This window comes from Streptomyces sp. NBC_00654 (assembly GCF_026341775.1).
Classification (GTDB): domain Bacteria; phylum Actinomycetota; class Actinomycetes; order Streptomycetales; family Streptomycetaceae; genus Streptomyces.
Window position 1 is genome coordinate 727121 of sequence record NZ_JAPEOB010000003.1, and the last position, 16863, is coordinate 743983.

General features: G+C 67.7%; 15 protein-coding genes and 1 pseudogene. 8 read left to right on the forward strand and 8 right to left on the reverse strand.

Translation table 11 applies throughout. The annotated features are described in order from the left end of the window. Positions 1 to 10: 10 nt before the first annotated feature. The 4 genes from OHA98_RS35620 to OHA98_RS35635 are packed head-to-tail and all read right to left on the reverse strand — an operon-like array spanning position 11 to position 2984. Positions 11 to 1333: an NADH-quinone oxidoreductase subunit D gene (locus tag OHA98_RS35620; protein ID WP_266931822.1), complete on the reverse strand. Its 1323-nt coding sequence runs from the start codon at positions 1331 to 1333 to the stop codon at positions 11 to 13. Continuing rightward, positions 1333 to 2055, reverse strand: coding sequence for an NADH-quinone oxidoreductase subunit C (locus OHA98_RS35625; RefSeq protein ID WP_266931823.1), 723 nt, complete (start codon positions 2053 to 2055; stop codon positions 1333 to 1335). The genes OHA98_RS35620 and OHA98_RS35625 overlap by 1 nt, the downstream gene beginning before the upstream one ends. Then, positions 2052 to 2606 carry an NADH-quinone oxidoreductase subunit B family protein gene (locus OHA98_RS35630; protein WP_073718467.1) on the reverse strand — a complete coding sequence of 185 codons (555 nt, stop codon included), beginning with the start codon at positions 2604 to 2606 and terminating at the stop codon, positions 2052 to 2054. Before OHA98_RS35630 ends, OHA98_RS35625 begins: the two co-directional genes overlap by 4 nt. 18 nt (positions 2607 to 2624) lie before the next feature. Continuing rightward, positions 2625 to 2984, reverse strand: coding sequence for an NADH-quinone oxidoreductase subunit A (locus tag OHA98_RS35635; RefSeq protein ID WP_030420561.1), 360 nt, complete (start codon positions 2982 to 2984; stop codon positions 2625 to 2627). 879 nt (positions 2985 to 3863) lie between these two features. Here OHA98_RS35635 and OHA98_RS35640 point away from each other — a divergent pair. Continuing rightward, complete coding sequence (locus OHA98_RS35640) at positions 3864 to 4697, forward strand: C40 family peptidase (protein WP_266931826.1); 834 nt, start codon at positions 3864 to 3866, stop codon at positions 4695 to 4697. A gap of 119 nt (positions 4698 to 4816) precedes the next feature. On the opposite strand, the gene OHA98_RS35645 is transcribed toward OHA98_RS35640, so the two are convergent. Then, the gene (locus tag OHA98_RS35645) at positions 4817 to 5410 is read right to left on the reverse strand and encodes a DUF1349 domain-containing protein (RefSeq protein ID WP_266931828.1); all 594 of its coding nucleotides are present in this window, start codon (positions 5408 to 5410) and stop codon (positions 4817 to 4819) included. A 303-nt stretch (positions 5411 to 5713) separates the two neighbouring features. Between OHA98_RS35645 and OHA98_RS35650 the strand changes: the two genes are divergently transcribed. After that, a complete protein-coding gene (locus tag OHA98_RS35650; RefSeq protein WP_266932558.1) occupies positions 5714 to 7954 on the forward strand; it encodes an AAA family ATPase in 2241 nt (746 codons plus the stop codon). Between the two features lie 26 nt (positions 7955 to 7980). On the opposite strand, the gene OHA98_RS35655 is transcribed toward OHA98_RS35650, so the two are convergent. Beyond that, entirely contained in the window at positions 7981 to 8463 is a 483-nt protein-coding gene (locus tag OHA98_RS35655; protein WP_266931829.1) for an ATP-binding protein, read from the reverse strand. Positions 8464 to 8717: 254 nt separating this feature from the next. On the opposite strand from OHA98_RS35655, the gene OHA98_RS35660 reads away from it, so the two are divergent. From OHA98_RS35660 to OHA98_RS35685, 6 genes and pseudogenes are all read left to right on the forward strand, one after another. Then, the gene (locus OHA98_RS35660; RefSeq protein WP_266931830.1) at positions 8718 to 9566 is read left to right on the forward strand and encodes a helix-turn-helix transcriptional regulator; all 849 of its coding nucleotides are present in this window, start codon (positions 8718 to 8720) and stop codon (positions 9564 to 9566) included. A 10-nt stretch (positions 9567 to 9576) separates the two neighbouring features. Next, on the forward strand, positions 9577 to 9777 hold the full coding sequence (locus OHA98_RS35665; RefSeq protein ID WP_266931831.1) for a DUF397 domain-containing protein: 201 nt from the start codon (positions 9577 to 9579) through the stop codon (positions 9775 to 9777). A gap of 312 nt (positions 9778 to 10089) precedes the next feature. After that, positions 10090 to 10500, forward strand: a complete 411-nt coding sequence (locus OHA98_RS35670; protein ID WP_266931832.1) for a hypothetical protein — start codon at positions 10090 to 10092, stop codon at positions 10498 to 10500. A 432-nt stretch (positions 10501 to 10932) separates the two neighbouring features. Then, a pseudogene (locus OHA98_RS35675) lies at positions 10933 to 11125 on the forward strand (transposase family protein); the annotation flags it as partial. A gap of 177 nt (positions 11126 to 11302) precedes the next feature. Beyond that, positions 11303 to 13450: an NACHT domain-containing NTPase gene (locus OHA98_RS35680; protein WP_266931833.1), complete on the forward strand. Its 2148-nt coding sequence runs from the start codon at positions 11303 to 11305 to the stop codon at positions 13448 to 13450. Between the two features lie 1325 nt (positions 13451 to 14775). Beyond that, positions 14776 to 15324 (forward strand): DUF1062 domain-containing protein, encoded by a 549-nt coding sequence (locus OHA98_RS35685; RefSeq protein ID WP_266931835.1) that lies wholly within the window; start codon positions 14776 to 14778, stop codon positions 15322 to 15324. Between the two features lie 84 nt (positions 15325 to 15408). On the opposite strand, the gene OHA98_RS35690 is transcribed toward OHA98_RS35685, so the two are convergent. Beyond that, a complete protein-coding gene (locus OHA98_RS35690; RefSeq protein ID WP_266931837.1) occupies positions 15409 to 15819 on the reverse strand; it encodes a hypothetical protein in 411 nt (136 codons plus the stop codon). 241 nt (positions 15820 to 16060) lie between these two features. Then, a complete protein-coding gene (locus OHA98_RS35695) occupies positions 16061 to 16705 on the reverse strand; it encodes a DUF4232 domain-containing protein (protein ID WP_266931839.1) in 645 nt (214 codons plus the stop codon). Between the last annotated feature and the right edge of the window lie 158 nt (positions 16706 to 16863).

Consider the following 16863-nt stretch of genomic DNA (forward strand, 5'->3'; position numbering starts at 1 on the left):
TGGTTTGCGGTCACCGGTCGACGCCTCCCATCACGGGGTCGATGGACGCGACGGCGACAATGACGTCGGCGACCTGGCCGCCCTCGCACATCGCCGCCATGGCCTGCAGGTTGGTGAAGGACGGGTCGCGGAAGTGGACCCGGTAGGGGCGGGTGCCGCCGTCCGAGACGACATGCACACCGAGTTCGCCCTTGGGCGACTCGACCGCGGTGTACGCCTGTCCGGCCGGGACCCGGAAGCCCTCGGTCACCAGCTTGAAGTGGTGGATGAGGGCCTCCATGGAGGTGCCCATGATCTTCTTGATGTGGTCGAGCGAGTTGCCGAGTCCGTCCGGCCCGAGCGCGAGCTGCGCGGGCCAGGCGATCTTCTTGTCGGCGACCATGACCGGGCCCGGCTCCAGCCGGTCCAGGCACTGCTCGACGATCCTGAGCGACTGCCGCATCTCCTCCAGGCGGATGAGGAAGCGGCCGTAGGAGTCGCAGGTGTCCGCGGTGGGCACGTCGAACTCGTAGTTCTCGTAGCCGCAGTACGGCTCGGTCTTGCGCAGGTCGTGCGGGAGCCCGGCGGAGCGCAGCACCGGCCCGGTGGCGCCGAGCGCCATGCAGCCGGCCAGGTCGAGGTAGCCGACGTCCTGCATACGGGCCTTGAAGATGGGGTTGCCGGTGGCGAGCTTGTCGTACTCCGGCAGGTTCTTCTTCATGGTCTTGATGAACGCCCGCAGTTGGTCGACCGCGCCCGGGGGCAGGTCCTGGGCGAGTCCGCCGGGACGGACGAACGCGTGGTTCATCCGGAGGCCGGTGATCAGCTCGAAGAGATCGAGAACCAGTTCACGATCGCGGAAGCCGTAGATCATGATCGTGGTGGCGCCGAGCTCCATGCCGCCGGTCGCGATGCAGACCAGGTGCGAGGAGAGGCGGTTGAGCTCCATCAGCAGGACGCGCAGGACCGTGGCCCGGTCGGGGATCTGGTCCTCGATGCCGAGCAGCTTCTCGACACCGAGGCAGTACGCCGTCTCGTTGAAGAACGGCGTCAGATAGTCCATGCGCGTGACGAACGTGGTGCCCTGGGTCCAGTTCCGGAATTCGAGGTTCTTCTCGATGCCGGTGTGGAGGTAGCCGATGCCGCAGCGGGCTTCGGTGACGGTCTCGCCGTCGATCTCCAGGATCAGCCGCAGCACGCCGTGCGTGGACGGGTGCTGGGGGCCCATGTTGACGATGATGCGCTCGTCGTCGGACTTGACGGCCGACTCGACGACTTCGTCCCAGTCTCCGCCGGTGACTGTATATACAGTCCCCTCGGTCGTGGCACGGGGCGTTGCGTGGGGAGTGGTCATCAGGAGTACGACCTCCGCTGGTCCGGAGCCGGGATCTGGGCGCCCTTGTACTCGACGGGGATGCCGCCGAGCGGGTAGTCCTTGCGCTGCGGGAAGCCCTGCCAGTCGTCCGGCATCATGATCCGGGTGAGGGCGGGGTGCCCGTCGAAGACGAGCCCGAAGAAGTCGTAGGTCTCGCGCTCGTGCCAGTCGTTGGTCGGGTAGACCTCGACGAGGGACGGGACGTGCGGGTCGCTGTCCGGTGCGGACACCTCCAGCCGGATGAGCCGGCCGTGGGTGAGGGACCGCAGGTGGTAGACGGCGTGCAGTTCGCGGCCCTTGTCACCGAGGAAGTGGACGCCGCTGACTCCCGTACAGAGCTCGAATCGCAGCGCCGGGTCGTCGCGCAGGGTGCGGGCGACCTGGAGCAGATGCTCGCGGGCGATGTGGAAGGTGAGTTCCGCGCGGTCGACGACGGTCTTCTCGATGGCGTTCTCGGGAAGCAGTCCCTGTTCGTCCAGGGCGCCTTCGAGTTCGTCGGCCACCTCGTCGAACCAGCCGCCGTACGGGCGCGAGGAGGCGCCGGGCAGGGCCACGGTGCGGACGAGGCCGCCGTAGCCGGAGGTGTCGCCACCGTTGTCCGCGCCGAACATGCCCTTGCGTACGCGGATGACCTCGGCCTGCTCGCGGGGTGCGGGGACGCCGTTGCCGTTGCGCTCGGCGCCGTTCTGGTCGTCGGTCACCGCAGCAGCCCCTTCATCTCGATCAGGGGGAGCGCCTTGAGCGCCGCTTCCTCCGCCTCGCGGGCGGCCTCCTCCGCGTTGACCCCGAGCTTGGAGCCCTGGATCTTCTGGTGGAGCTTGAGGATGGCGTCGATCAGCATCTCGGGGCGCGGCGGGCACCCCGGCAAATAGATATCAACCGGAACAATGTGGTCAACACCCTGAACAATGGCGTAATTATTGAACATCCCGCCCGATGATGCGCAAACCCCCATGGAGATCACCCACTTCGGGTTGGGCATCTGGTCGTAGACCTGCCGCAGGACGGGCGCCATCTTCTGGCTGACCCGCCCCGCGACGATCATCAGATCCGCCTGCCGCGGCGATCCGCGGAAGACCTCCATCCCGAACCGGGCCAGGTCGTAACGGCCCGCGCCGGTCGTCATCATCTCGATGGCGCAGCAGGCGAGGCCGAAGGTGGCCGGGAAGACGGAGGACTTCCGCACCCAGCCGGCGGCCTGCTCGACAGTGGTCAGCACAAAGCCGCTAGGCAGCTTCTCTTCGAGTCCCATGGTGTGCCCCTCAGCCCCTCAGTCCCATTCCAGGCCGCCGCGCCGCCACACATACGCGTAGGCGACGAAGACGGTGAGCACGAAGAGCAGCATCTCCACGAGCCCGAAGATCCCCAGGGCGTCGAAGGTGACCGCCCAGGGATAGAGGAAGACGATCTCGATGTCGAAGACGATGAAAAGCATCGCCGTCAGGTAGTACTTGATGGGGAAGCGGCCGCCTCCGGCGGGAGTCGGGGTGGGTTCGATACCGCACTCGTACGCTTCGAGCCGTGCTCGGTTGTACCGCTTGGGGCCGATAAGCGTGGCCATGACCACGGAGAAGATCGCAAACCCTGCCCCGAGGGCGCCGAGCACGAGGATGGGCGCGTAGGCATTCACGCTCCTCGCTCCTTCCAGTCGTCCTTGACCGTTGGACCGCATCGGGCGACCGGCTCGCCACCTCACCAAGATCGTGCACATGTGAGGCAGTTCACAAGCCCGACTGCCCCGCATCCTATGCCCGTCATCCTGTGATCTGCGACACGGGGTGCGACAACGCCTTTGTGATCTCCACCACCTGACGAAGGATCATGAAGTCGGATGAGCGGTGATCTTCGTACGCGAAGCGGCCGAGTGATCACGAGACGTGACATTCGGCGGTGTTACCCCTGGTCAAAGCGGTGTCGCGCTATCAATCGACGGCACGTACAAGCAAATTGGCGATGGACAGAACCAGGTGATATAGGAATCGCGCTCCCTCGACGCTCACCCGGAAGAGGGGAGGCGGGGAGCGATGTGGACATGTGCGCGCATTCACGATCTTCCGGACGGGGCCACCGAGCGGTTCGGAGAGGGGTCCGGCGAGGGGTGCGCCCGATGTCGGCGCGCCACCCGAGCGAGCGTCGGCACCCGTCGAGCCGAACGGACATGACGCCCCAATAGGTCATCTCGCCCCGCGGCTCGGATCCGGCCGCACCCGCACCCGCGATACCTGCGCACAACTGCCCACCGAGGCCGATTCGCGCTGTGACCTGCGCCACTCCACCCCCACTCCAGTGAAAGCGGGCTTGGCCAACGGTGTGAACGGATGGTAAGCGCCGGGCAATTCGGGCGTATTACCGAAAGTCAATGATCACAGCCCTGATCAGGCGTGCCCGGTTTGCCCGTTACGGCGTCAATAAAGGCTTCCAGAAAGCGGATTCACAGATTCCGAACGTAACTGTGTCGCAACACACGTTTCTTGATGGGACCCCTACAGCCCTGATAGCGCTAGTACTCATGTCCCTCACCGCTCACATACCCAGCCACCGGAAGCCCCGCCAGAGTGCCTCGAAGACGGCACTGCGGGCCGGAGTTGCCGGTGGCGTCCTCAGCACCATCGCGGTCGCAGGCGCCGCCGGTCCGGCCCAGGCCGAGCCGGTGACCCAGACCATCGAGATGCCCACCATCACCTCCGGGCTCTCCACCGCCGTCGCCGCTTCCGCACAGGCCACGCAGCAGGTCGCCCTCGACCTCGAAACGCAGGCCAACGAGGACGCCGCGGCCGAGAGCGCCGCGAAGAAGGCCAAGAAGGCCAAGGCCGAGGCAGTCCGCAAGGCAGAGGCCGAGAAGAAGGCCGAGGCGGCCGCCAAGAAGAAGGCGGAGGCCGCCGAGCGCGCGTCCCGCACCTCCGTGCGCACGACGCTCAGCGCCTCCTCCGGCGGCTCGGGCTCCTCCGCGTCCTCCTCCTCTGCCTCGTACTCCTCGTCGAACGCCACGGGCTCCGCCGCGGCCGTCGTCGCGTTCGCCAAGGCGCAGGTCGGCGACGCGTACGTGCCCGGCGGCACCGGCCCCAACTCGTGGGACTGCTCCGGCCTCGTCCAGGCCGCGTTCCGCACGGTCGGCGTCGACCTGCCGCGCGTCTCGCAGGCCCAGTCGACCTTCGGCACCCAGGTCTCCCTGAACAACCTCCAGCCGGGCGACATCCTGTACTGGGGCAGCGCGGGCAGCGCGTACCACGTCGCGGTCTACATCGGCGGCGGCCAGTTCGTCGGTGCGCAGAACTCCAACACGGGTACCGTGCAGCGCTCCCTGGACTACGACCGGCCGACCGGCGCGGTCCGCGTTCTCTGATTCACAAGCGTCCCGGTCCCACCTCACCGGACGCCGCTGAACACGGCTGAGGGCCGTCACTCCCCCGCTCGGGAGGGACGGCCCTCAGCCATGCCCGGGGTCCTGCCCGTCCCCGGGGCTCATTCCCCGTGCAGCGACCTGTCCGCCGGCCCCGTCGTGAAGCCCGTGAAGCGGACCTCCAGGCCCTCGCGCTGCGGCGAGCAGCAGAACGGACCGGCCAGCGCGACCGCGTCCGGGTCCAGCGGGGCCAGCCTGACCATCCGCCAGGGCCCGTCCTCGCACCGCGCACGCACGGTGAGGGCGTCGCCGGCGCGGCTGGCCCGTACGGTCACCCGCCGCCCGGCCCACTCCGGGACCGGCGCCATCGACCAGTCCGACACCTCGCGCGTGACCACGGCCCCCAGATGCGGAACGCCGTCGGTCAGTTCGATCCCGGCCTTGATCCAGTTCCGTTCGTCCACCCGGACCATGACCCCGGCCTGGTCGTACAGGGTGTCGAAGTCCGCCACGAACGTCACCTCGACCGCCGATCCGCCGGGCAGACCGGTCAGGAGCGCGTGCCCGTCGTCGTGGACGAAGCCGTAGCTGGTGGTGCGCCAGAAGTCCCCGCGGTCCCGGGTGGTCACGAGCAGGTCCGCGCCCCGGTCCACCGAGGCCTGCGGCGGGTTGAGCCAGGTGGCCCGCGACCGGTCGACCGTCTGCTGTCCGTCCATCGGCGTCTCCTTGATCGTCGGCCTCCGATCGTACGAGGCCGGGAACCCGCCCTCACTCCGGTGGGCGCGGCCCTGCCCGGATCGCCGGACACCCCGGCCGGAGCCCTTGCCCCAAAGCCGCCCGCAGCCCGTGCCCGTAACCCGTAGCAGCGATTCCGCACACAAAAAAGCCCCGGATGAATTGGCGTCCGGGGCCGGTTCCTGCGTATATTTAATTCTTCATGTCTTCGCGAGGAAAGACATGAAGAAGAAGTCTTCTTCCAGAAGCATATCGCGCCAGGAGTGGAATTGTCAACCGAGGAAATGCGGCAGGAGCAGCAATTCATCACCGACCTCTATGCCCGGCTCGATCAGCTCAGGGAGCAGGCCGAGGCCTCGGTGCGCGACGCGCTCGTGCAGGTCGGGACCGGTCTTCAGGCCCGGCTTGAGCGGGATGTGCTGGTGGCGGAGCAGTCCGGACTGCTCAGTGCGATCCGCTCGGGAGAGAATGGGCTCTGTTTCGGGCGCATCGACTTCCGGGACGGCCGGACGCATCACATCGGACGTATCGGAATTCGGCAGGACGATACGTCCCGTACGCCTCTGGTGATCGACTGGCGGGCGGACGTGGCGCGTCCCTTCTATCTGGCCACCGGCCATTCCCCGATGGGCCTGCGGCGAAGGCGCCACATCACCACCGAGGGGCGCACCGTCACCGCGCTCCACGACGAACTGATGGACCTCGCGGACCCGACCCGCACCGGCCACGAGGGCACGGACGCCGACGAGGTCCTGCTCGCCGCGCTGGACGCGGCCCGCACGGGACGGATGCACGACATCGTCCGGACCATCCAGGCGGAGCAGGACCGCATCATCCGGGCACCCCACAAGGGCGTCATGGTCGTCGAGGGCGGCCCCGGCACCGGAAAGACGGTCGTCGCGCTGCACCGGGCGGCATTCCTGCTGTACGAGTACCGGGAACTGCTGGCCCGCCGCGCCGTACTGATCGTCGGCCCGAACCCGGCCTTCCTGAGCTACATCGGCGACGTACTGCCGTCCCTGGGCGAGACCGGCGTACTGCTGGCCACCCTCGGCGAGCTCTTCCCCGGGGTGCGCGCCACCGGCTCCGACAGCCCGGCCGCCGCCGAGGTCAAGGGAAGCGCCGCGATGGCCGACGTGCTGGCGCAGGCCCTGCGGGACCGGCAGACCGTGCCCGAGCGGGCGACGGAGATCGTCCACGACGGCTACGGGACACTCCAGCTGGACCGGGCCATGGCCGAGGACGCCCGGTGGCGGGCGCGCGAGAGCGGGCTGCCGCACAACCTGGCCAGGCCCGTCTTCGCGTTCCAGATCATCGACGCGCTCACCGCGCAGCTGACCGAGCGGATCGGTGCCGACCCGTTCGGCGGGCCCAATCTCCTGGGCCCGGACGACATCGCCCAGATGGGCAAGGAGATCGCGATGAGCCGGGAGGTGCACGCGGCCATCGACGAGCTGTGGCCGCAGCTCACCCCGCAGGAGTTCGTCGCGGACTTCCTCGCGGAGCCGGTCCACCTCGACGACGGACCGGCCGGGCTGATCCGGCGGCAGGGCGGTGAGTGGACCGAGGCCGACGTACCGCTCCTGGACGAGGCCGCCGAGCTGCTGGGCGAGGACGACAGCGCGGCCCGTGCGGCGGCCGAGGCCGAGCGTCAGGAGCGGATCGCCTACGCACAGGGCGTGCTGGAACTGTCCGCCGGCTCGGAGACGTACGAGTTCGAGGACGAGGAGTCCGAGGTCCTCGCGGCGCACAACATCATCGACGCCGAACGGATGGCCGAACGGCACGAGGAGGCCGATCTCCGCAGCGCGGCCGAGCGGGCGGCGGCGGACCGGACCTGGGCGTTCGGCCACATCGTGGTCGACGAGGCGCAGGAACTCTCGGCGATGGCGTGGCGGCTGCTGATGCGGCGCGTTCCCACGCGTTCCATGACGCTCGTCGGCGACCCGGCGCAGACCGCCGAAGCGGCGGGGCTCGGCTCCTGGGAACGCATCCTGGAGCCGTACGTCGGTGACCGCTGGGAGCATGTACGGCTCCGGGTCAACTACCGTACGCCCGCCGAGATCATGGAGGTCGCGGCCGGGTTCCTGCGGGCGCACGACCCGTCGTTCGAGCCGCCCGGATCGGTGCGGTCCACCGGGGTGCGGCCCTGGTCGCTGCGGGTCACCGCGGACGGCCTCGCCACAGCGGTGGCGCGGGAGACCTCGGCGGCCCGGGACGGCGGACGGGTCGCGGTCGTCGCTCCCTCGGCACTGCACACCTCACTCCTCGCGGAGCTGCCGGACGCGGGCCACGGCACCGCACCCGACCTCACCCGGGACGTGGTGCTGCTGGACGCGCGGCAGGCGAAGGGGCTGGAGTTCGACACGGTGCTGGTCGTGGAACCGGCCGCGTACGGAGTGAGCGACCTGTACGTCGCGCTGACCCGCGCCACCCAGCGCCTCGGGGTACTGCACACCGTCGATCTGCCCGAGGCGCTCGGCGGACTGGAGGACGCGGGCGCCGCCGGCCGGTCGTCCGGCTGACAGCCCCGGCGGTCATGCCCCGGCGGTCATGCCGCCGGTTCGGCAAGGATGAACCAGACCGTCTTCGCGTGCGGCACGCCACCACCGTGGGTCGTGGTCCCCCACCGCACGGCCAGGCTGTCCACGATGAGGAGCCCCCGCCCGCGCTCCGCGTACGCATCGGCACCCGGCGCCTTCGACTGCGGCCCGAGGTGGGAAGACCGCCCCGGCTTCAGCAGTGGTCCCGGCTCGTCGTCGGTGACGTAGACGAGAACCTGACGCCGGTTCACCGTCACGTCCACGCGGATGCGCACCGACCGCGTGTGGCAATGGGCGTTGGACACCACCTCGCTCACACACAACCGGCCGTCGTCCATGAGCGCGGGGTGCGCGCTGTTACGCAGCACGGTCCCCAGGAAGTCCCGCGCGATCCGGGGTGCGGTGGGGGCGTTCGGCACGACGAGCCGGTAACGGTCTCCGCGTTGGGGGAGGTACGGGGCGGGTGGAGGCGAAGCGGTTACGGAGGTCATGACGCGGTCTCCCTACGTGAGTGGGTCTCCGATGTGGCGACTCGTTCCGGCGATCCGTGGCATTGGCCGACCCGAGGCGACGTCAACTCTCAGATGGATGGCTGCACTTCGGCTCACAGAGCGAGCTGTCCGACTGAATTGGACGCTAGGGCACAACAATGGGACGGCGCAACAGTGGGACGGCCGTAGCACCCATACGGGTGGACCAGTGACACAGTTGGGCGGCACACTCGTACCGCACGAAGGGGAGGCCGATGCCGCCAAGGAGCTATCCGACCGCCAGGCAGAAGCGGTTGGGCGCGGAGCTTCGCAAGTTGCGCGAGCGCGCCGGCATGTCCGGGAGTGAGGCCGCAGCATTCCTGGGCGGCGAACGCGCCCAGATCAGCCACATTGAATCCGGTCGCTATGGCGTGAGCGACCAACGGGTCCGTCGGCTCGCCGCGCACTACTCGGCAGGCGACAAGCACTTGGTCGACGCGCTGGCGAGCATGGCCGAGGAACGCACCAAGGGATGGTGGGACGACTATCGCGGGATACTCTCACCGGGTTTTCTGGATCTGGCCGAACTGGAGCACCGCGCAACATACATCCGCGCCATTCGGATGCTGAATATCCCAGGCGTGTTCCAGACGGAGGCGTACGCGAGGGATCTGATCCGCAGTGGAGTCTCCCACCTCCCGGCGGCAGAATTGAACGCCCGGGTCGAACACCGAACACGGCGGCGCGACATCTTCGACCGCCCCGTGCCCACCCCGTTCGAAGCGTTCATCCATGAGGCCGCCCTGCGCATGCGCTACTGCGACGCCGACGCGATGCGGGAGCAACTCGACTTCCTGCACACCGTGTCCACCTGGCCCTCTGTAACCATCCGCGTCATCCCGTTCACCGCACAGATCACAGGTTCAGTGCATTCGATGCTGTACGCCGGAGCCAGCATCACGGCGCTCGACACCGTGCAGATCGACAGCGCCTTCGACGCCGGATTCCTGGATGCCGAAGCCCAACTTGCCAGGTATCGAGAGCTCCTTGATTCCATCGAGTCGATCTCCCTCGACTCGGAGGAGTCCGCCCAATTCATCCAACACATCGCACAGGAAATGTGAGCCAAGCGACATGACCGATGCAATCAACTGGCAGAAGTCCTCATTCTCGGGAGCAGACAACAATCAGGACTGTATCGAGCTGGCCCCCGTCGACGGCGGGATCAGAATGCGCGAGAGCGACGATCCCGACGTGGTCGTCACGACGAGCGTCGCCAAGCTCCGCGCCTTCGTCCTGGGCGTCAAGGCCGGTGAGTTCGACCACCTGATCTGACCAACTACCCGCGAGTGCCCTCCACCCGGACTGCCCGGTGGAGGGCACTCCGCATGCGGCGGCACAACTTAGGGACGTCCCACTGTTGCGCCGCACGCTCCGGTGACGCTACCGTCACCCTGCGTCGCCGATACGGCCGAGTTCACCGCTGAGCCGCGCCGGTCGGCAACGTAACTACGCCTGCCCGCACGCTCTTTGAGCGCGACACACCTCAAGCCGCCCCCGCCCCGCTGTTCGTCACACAACCCCGGGGCGGGGGCTCTCCGGCACCGCACCGAAACCACCCCACACGCTGCGATCGGACGGTCGACCATGCGTACGTCACCCCACACCCCACCCATCGAGGCCCGCGTCGAACACGGCTTCCGGCTCGAAGTGCTCCGGTACGGGCCCGCGAACGGCTTCGCACCCCGACCGGTCGACCTCCGCGTCCTGACCGGCCCCCGCGAGGCCATCCGCGTGATCCGTGTCCAGCTCCGGGCGAGCCACGTCCTGGGGCTGACGCCGCACGAGGCGACGCGGGCCCGATACTGGGCAGACCAGGGCGGCTGGGTTCAGGCCCTCGGCGCACTCCATCGCGGCGAGCCCTGCGGATTCGTTCTGCGGCTGAGCGAGGGGCGTCACATCGAGTGGAACGTACGCCCGCTGCGCTACCTGGCCTTCACGTCACCTTCGGCCACGGTGGCCGGTGACAAAGCAGGCCGATGCCGCCCGCCGCATTGACCGGGCCTCGTCTGCGAGGCGCGCCACACCCCGTGGAACGACGCCACTGGGCGCCACTTCGTTCTCCACGAGACCGGGGAGGAACAGGCCCGGCGCCTCCACCCGCTAGAGCGACCGAAGTTCGGCGAACCGCTCGTCCACGCGCGGCCGGGCGACACCGTGCGCATCTCCGAGACGGTCTGCCTCGAACGCAGCACCGGGCACACCCTCAACGTGCTCGACGTCCTGCACGCCGACCGCCCCGCCCCGCGCATCCACGACGGCGCGTTCTCCGCGATAGACCTCACCGCCCGCCCCCGCGCACCGGCGAGCTGCTGCCCACCGTGGAGTCCATGGTGCAGACCCTCGCCGCTGCCTGCGAACTCCAGCGTGACCTCCAGCTGCCCCGTAGTCCCCCCTTTGGTCCGTCACGGATTACGGGACACCCCTTGGCGCACCGTCAACCGGGCCCTTGCCCAGGCCAGGGCTCCGGTCGAGCGCGCCATGGCATGCCTGAAGCCCTGGCAGATCTTCCGCAAATCCCGCATCAGCCCCAAAACGTATGACCGTCATCACCAAAGCCGTCCTCACCCTGGAGAGGAAACGCGCTGAAATCGCTCACTCATGGTCGGGGTTCCTTTCATGACTGCCATCTGACCTGCTGTCACTCATCTGCGAATCTCGGGGAAGCACAGTGGTGACCAACCGTCCACGCTACGCTGACGTGATGATGAAGAGGGGCAGGGCGCCTCGGAGCAGAGTGACGCGGATTTTACGCAGACTCTTCCTGACCGCCGTAGTGATCTTAAGTATCGTGATGTCCTTGATTTCGTTGCAGCGTGACGGAAACTCTCCTGCGGATGTCATCACCATCCTGGGCTTCCCGGTGGCGGTGATAGGTGTAACCATCGCTCTTTCCACGCTGACTGGCGCCAAGGCCGACGTCAAGAACTGGGCGGATAAATTAGCCAAGCAGGTCAAGAAGGACGAAGAGCGAACGTGGACGCAGTTGCTGGGCGGCGATCTGGCGGCGATCGACATTCCCTTTTCCATGTCGGACGCGGCAGGGCGGGCCGTCAGGGCCCCATTTCGCAGCGGCCGGCTCGACGGGGACGAGCATATCCCTGGGTTAGGGGATTTTTACGGCGGACTGCATCCGCGGAGACTGGCAATAACCGGTGACGCGGGTTCGGGAAAGACGGTCGCAGCTGTCGGGCTGATACTTGAACTGATCAAGAACAGGACCGGTGACGATCCGGTTCCGCTGCGGCTCTCGCTGGCCGAGTGGGACGGCGCGGAATCGCTGGCCGACTGGGTGCGGCGGCATCTTGTGGACGTATACGAATGGCCTGTCCACATGGCCGCACTACTGGTCGACGAGCGGCTTGTCCTGCCCGTCCTCGACGGCTTGGACGAGATGGACCCGACGGACACCGACGGACGGCCACTGGACACTCCCGCCAGGGCCCTGGCTGCTCTGGAGGAACTCAATGCCCTGCAGGAAGGCCGTGAGTACGGTCCACTGGTCCTCACCTGCCGCACCGGGCACTACGAGGCACTGGCATCCCACGCCCGGCTGCGGAACGCGGCACGTATCCAGATCGACCCCCTCTCCCCTGCGGATGCGGTTCGCTTCCTGACCGGGCACGCGGACGGCCTGGTGGAGGTGCTGGGCCGACCGGACAGCAGCGCCCTGCAGCAGGCGCTCTCCACTCCCTGGCGCCTCTCGATTGCTGCCGCCGTCTACGCGGACGGCACGGGGCGGAATCCGGCCGAACTGCTTGAACTGCAGCATGCCGCAGGAATCCAGGATCACCTCATCAGTCACTTCATCACCGTCGCGTCACCTGCACCGCGCGGAAGCCAGCACACACGGCAAGGCGACGGTAGGACCTACAGCCCGCAGCACGTCCAGGCCTGGCTGGGGCAGTTGGCGTCGCACCTGGCGACAAGAAGTCAGGGCGGAGGCACCGACCTGGCGCTGCAGGACCTCTGGCCCATGTCCGGCAGACGGCGGGTGCGGGTGGTCGACGCCGCCGTCACGGCCCTCGCGGTACTGCCCTTCCTCTTTCTTGCGGTTGACGGGGACGGCTGGTTGCCCGGCTTTGCGGTGGCCTTCGTGGCGGTGTGGGCCGTCACGAATGCTGCCGCTCCGACGGCCGGAGCGCCTGTGATCGCCAACTGGCGCAATCTCCGCACCTGGGCAGGCATGCGAAAGTTCGGATGGGGCCTACTTTCCGGAATCCTCCTGGGAATTATCATCAGCATGATAGGGATGGGGGACGATATGGCGAGGTCCGGCGCCTATGAGAGGTACTTGGATGTTTTTAGTAGCTGCGCAAAGAATTTTCCGAACGACGACATCAATGCCTGTGTACAAAGAGAAACCCCCCAGGGATTCAAAGAGCTTGCCTGGGACGTGAAACACGGGTGGAAGGACGCCGACTTCAAGGAGAGCTTGATGATCGGCATGGCCATCGGTCTCTTTTGCGGGATTCCGCAGGGCCTGGCCTTCGGGGCCGCTGGCCAGCCGGATCTGCTGGTAAAGCCGCGACAGTTGATGCGAAAGGACATCCGCTACCGGATCATCATGTGCGTACCACGTGCGCTCCCGGCTTTCCTGGTCGCGATGTGCATCTACGGGTTCGGAGTGGATCTGCTACCCGTGTACCGGGGCGTGCTGTACGTCGACGACGCGGACGGGTCATCGGGCCTCCAGACGAAAGCCGTTCTCGCCATCGCTGCCGCTTCCCTGGTGTTCGGTCTGCTGGCCGCATCCCGGAGGACCGGAGCAAGCCGTCGCTATTTCGTCTTCCTTCTCTGCTCCCGGCGGAAGCTGCCCTGGCGGCTGGCCATATTCCTCGACTGGGCGTACCGCGCGGGCTTCCTGCGCTATTCCGGCTCGCTCTATCAGTTCCGCCACCGTGAACTCCAGCAGTGGCTGCAGCGTCACCACGGCCTCAGGCCTTGAGGGATGCCGCGAGGAGAACGGGCCGGTCTGCCCTGTCGCCGTGGGCGCGCGGCATGACCACCGGAATTACGGCGCCGATACGGTCGGCGACGCATGTGGGCGCCGGAACTACCGCTGCCGTGTCAGTTGGTGCCAAACCTGTGGCGTGCCATGGTCGTCGGGGAAACACGGCTTGCGGCCGCGCCTCAAGCCTAGGGCCCGCAGAACAATAAGCTGTGCATTCCTGCTCTTGACGCCGCAGGTCATGCACGGTGTTCGACAGCAAGTTGATCCTCTGCGGGCCCTAACGAGCTCGTGCACGGTAGGGGCGGGTACGGGCGTCCGCGTTCGAAGTACGTCGAGGACGAAAACGTCCGTACTTCCTCGGCACGTCCACCTGCCACAGCCCGCCGGTACCCACCCATCCCACCCGGGCCGCCAAGCGCGCCACGGTCACCGGAGAGAACAGCCCGGGGCGTCGGCCTGGGGCCATGGCCCCACAGCGTCGAAATCGCCCAATCGCCCATGGTGCGGGGCATCTTACGAACGAGACACCGGACCTGCCACAGGGTTCTCCGCTGCGGGACCGGTCCCCCGCCCTCGACCACGACTTCGACCGGTACGACTACCAGCGGGGTTACGGCAACGGCGTACAGGAGCAGGCTGCGCGAACTCCTTGTGGACGACGTCTTCGCCGCCCACAAGGCCGAAGAAATGCTCGACCGGACGCTGCTCATGACCCGGCCGGGTGAAGGGCTGCCCGTCTTCCACGTGGACGCGGCTCCCGAGGACCACCGACGTACCTGGCCGTGTTACGGGGCCAGACCGAAGTGTGCGGCTCGGCGGCCTCGACACCAACGGCCCGCCTGCTCACGGACGTTGGCGAGGGGGCTCCGACCTCTCTCGCGGCAGTCGGCGTCTTCGCTTGCGGATATCGGAGACCTGGCCCTGAAGAGACGAACCGGCCACGGCCCTCAACCGCCGCGCCTCACTGCCCCGTCCCGCCGGCTGACCGGCGAACCCCTGGCCGCCCACGGCCCGAAAGACCTTGGAGACCCCCGACCACCGCGCCGGGACACCGCCAGGCCCAAGCAGCTGAATTATCCCGCCCACCGAGCATCCTGACGGACAACGGCGTCGCCTCACCCCAACCGAATCGGCGAGGCCAAATTCCCGTTGGGATACGCCCCGAGGGCCACTACCGTGTTGCCCCGACCACGTCGTCCAGGCAAGGACATGCCGTTGTACACCCTGTGAGACCTCCCGAGCGATGAATCGTCGCGCGTCGCACATCTGCGCCGCGCTCCTTTTTGCTGCGGATTTCTCACTGGAACCGGTGTACTTCTGTGCTCAAAATCTGGGTGGTCATACCCACCTGCCTGCCGCTCGTCCTCCGCCGTTGCCACGCCTGCGGGTCCGAGCGCTTCCGGGCGAACGGCAAGTTTCGCGTGAACGCGAACCACAAGCTCATCGACGCCTGGCTCCTCGCACTCTGTACGGGCTGCGGGGAAACCACAAAGCTCACGGTCCTGGAGCGGATGAACGTGCGCTCCGTACGGCCCGAGCTGCTGGACCGACTGCACGGCAACGACCCCGGCCTGGCAGCCGAACTGCTCCAGGATCCGGGCGTACGGCACCGCAATCGCATCGCCCTCGACTGGGACAACGCCTGGCGGCTCGACACCGGCGGACCGGATCACCTGGACCACGAGGTGATCGACGTCTCGGTCCGCTTCGCGGCCCGGATCCCGCTCCGGCCGGCGCGGCTGATCGCTGAAGGCTGCGGCCTTTCGCGGGCCGAGGTCGAACGATTGATCACGGAGGGGAAGCTCGTTTCGGCAGTCCGGCTGAGCGGCAAGCTCTCCGGCGGCTTCACCTTCACGCTCAAGCGCTGAGCCCTGCCCGCGACCAGGGGCCTGTCCGGCACGGTCCGCCGGGCAGGTCTTCCTGGACCACTGGGCGAACTCGGCGACCGGCGATCAGTCCCGTCCGTGTCGCACGGATCCGGGCCGCGCCCTCATGACCCACATGTACCCGGCCAGACCTACTGATCCGCGCACCACGGCGTCAGCCCACGCTGTCAGGATGCTGCTGCCCCCGGCGTTCCACCCCAGGCTCCACAGGAGGAGCAGACTCAGTGCGCTTGCCACGAGGACCGCGCTCCCGTACTTGACCGGCGTCGTGCCGTTCCTGCCCAGCCAGGTCCCCAGAATCCCCGCCGGGATCTGCACCATCACATGGAGGCTCACGCATGCCAGCGGCACAGCGATGAGGAGGGCGAAGGGAGCATCCGCGGTGGGATCGCCCGGCGGGGTCGCGTAGCCGGCGTCCAGCATCCACAACGGCGGTACCAAGAACGTGAGCAGGAGTACGGCTCCGCTCAGATGCATAGCGCCAAGGTGCCGCAGTGCGGAAGGTGAAGCCCGGGTGTTTCGTCCCCCGGCAGTCGGACCATCGGTTCGCTCGCCCATATTCCTCTCCCACCGCCGTATGCGGGCGTAGGTCATGGTAATCAGGCGCTCCCCCGTCCGCGCACGGCGTAGCGCGTCCCGCACGGGAGCCGTCATGATCCGCCGGACGGGCCCCGGGCCGGTGCCCGTGAGCCTGTCCGAGTCAGCTGCCCTGTCCTGGTCAGCCGCCCTGGCCGGCGCTGCCGATGGGGCCGACCGTCACCGGGGAGCCGGAGCCGTCGGTGACGGGGAGCGTGGCGGCGCCGGGCCAGTCGATGGTGACGGACTTCGTCTCGTCCGGCGGGGTCACGACCAGGCCCGTGATGCGGATGCCGGAGCCGCCCGTGTCGTTGAGGGGGTAGGTGATGCCGAAGAAGGTGGACTCCCCGCCCTTGAGGGTGTCCGGGCCGGTCTGCTGACCGGCGCGCTCCGCCGACAACGGTCCCTCGCTGGTCTTCAGGTCGACACCCGCGTACCCGGAGATCGAGCAGTCCCCGCCACCGCTGTTCTTGAACTCCACCACGACGGTGCCCTCGGACTCGTCACTGAAGCTCTGGTCCGACGCCGTGATCTCCAGCTCGTCGGTACGGCACTTGCCGACCTTGTTGGACACGTTGGAGCCGGTCCCGACAGCCGCGCCCTTCCCGCTGGAGCTCTTGCCGGCGGTGTCCTTCGCGCCGTCCTGATCCGCACCGCCCGACGACGACCCGTTGGACGCGGACGACGGGGCGCTCTGCCCCGTGCCGGCATCGCCGCTCTGGCAGGCCGTGAGCGAGAGGCTCGCGGCAACGGCCAGGGCTGCGAAGGTGATCTTGTAAACGCGCATCGTGACTTCCCTCAGTATCGGCTGGCAGTGTCGGCCGCTCGGTACGGGTCGGTACGAGCGAGCATTTCTGATCACCAAGAGCCACCGGGACCGGCCCGCCGTTCCGCCCAACCACCCCCTAGGACATGGCTGTTACACGCACAGTCCGGCAGCGTACG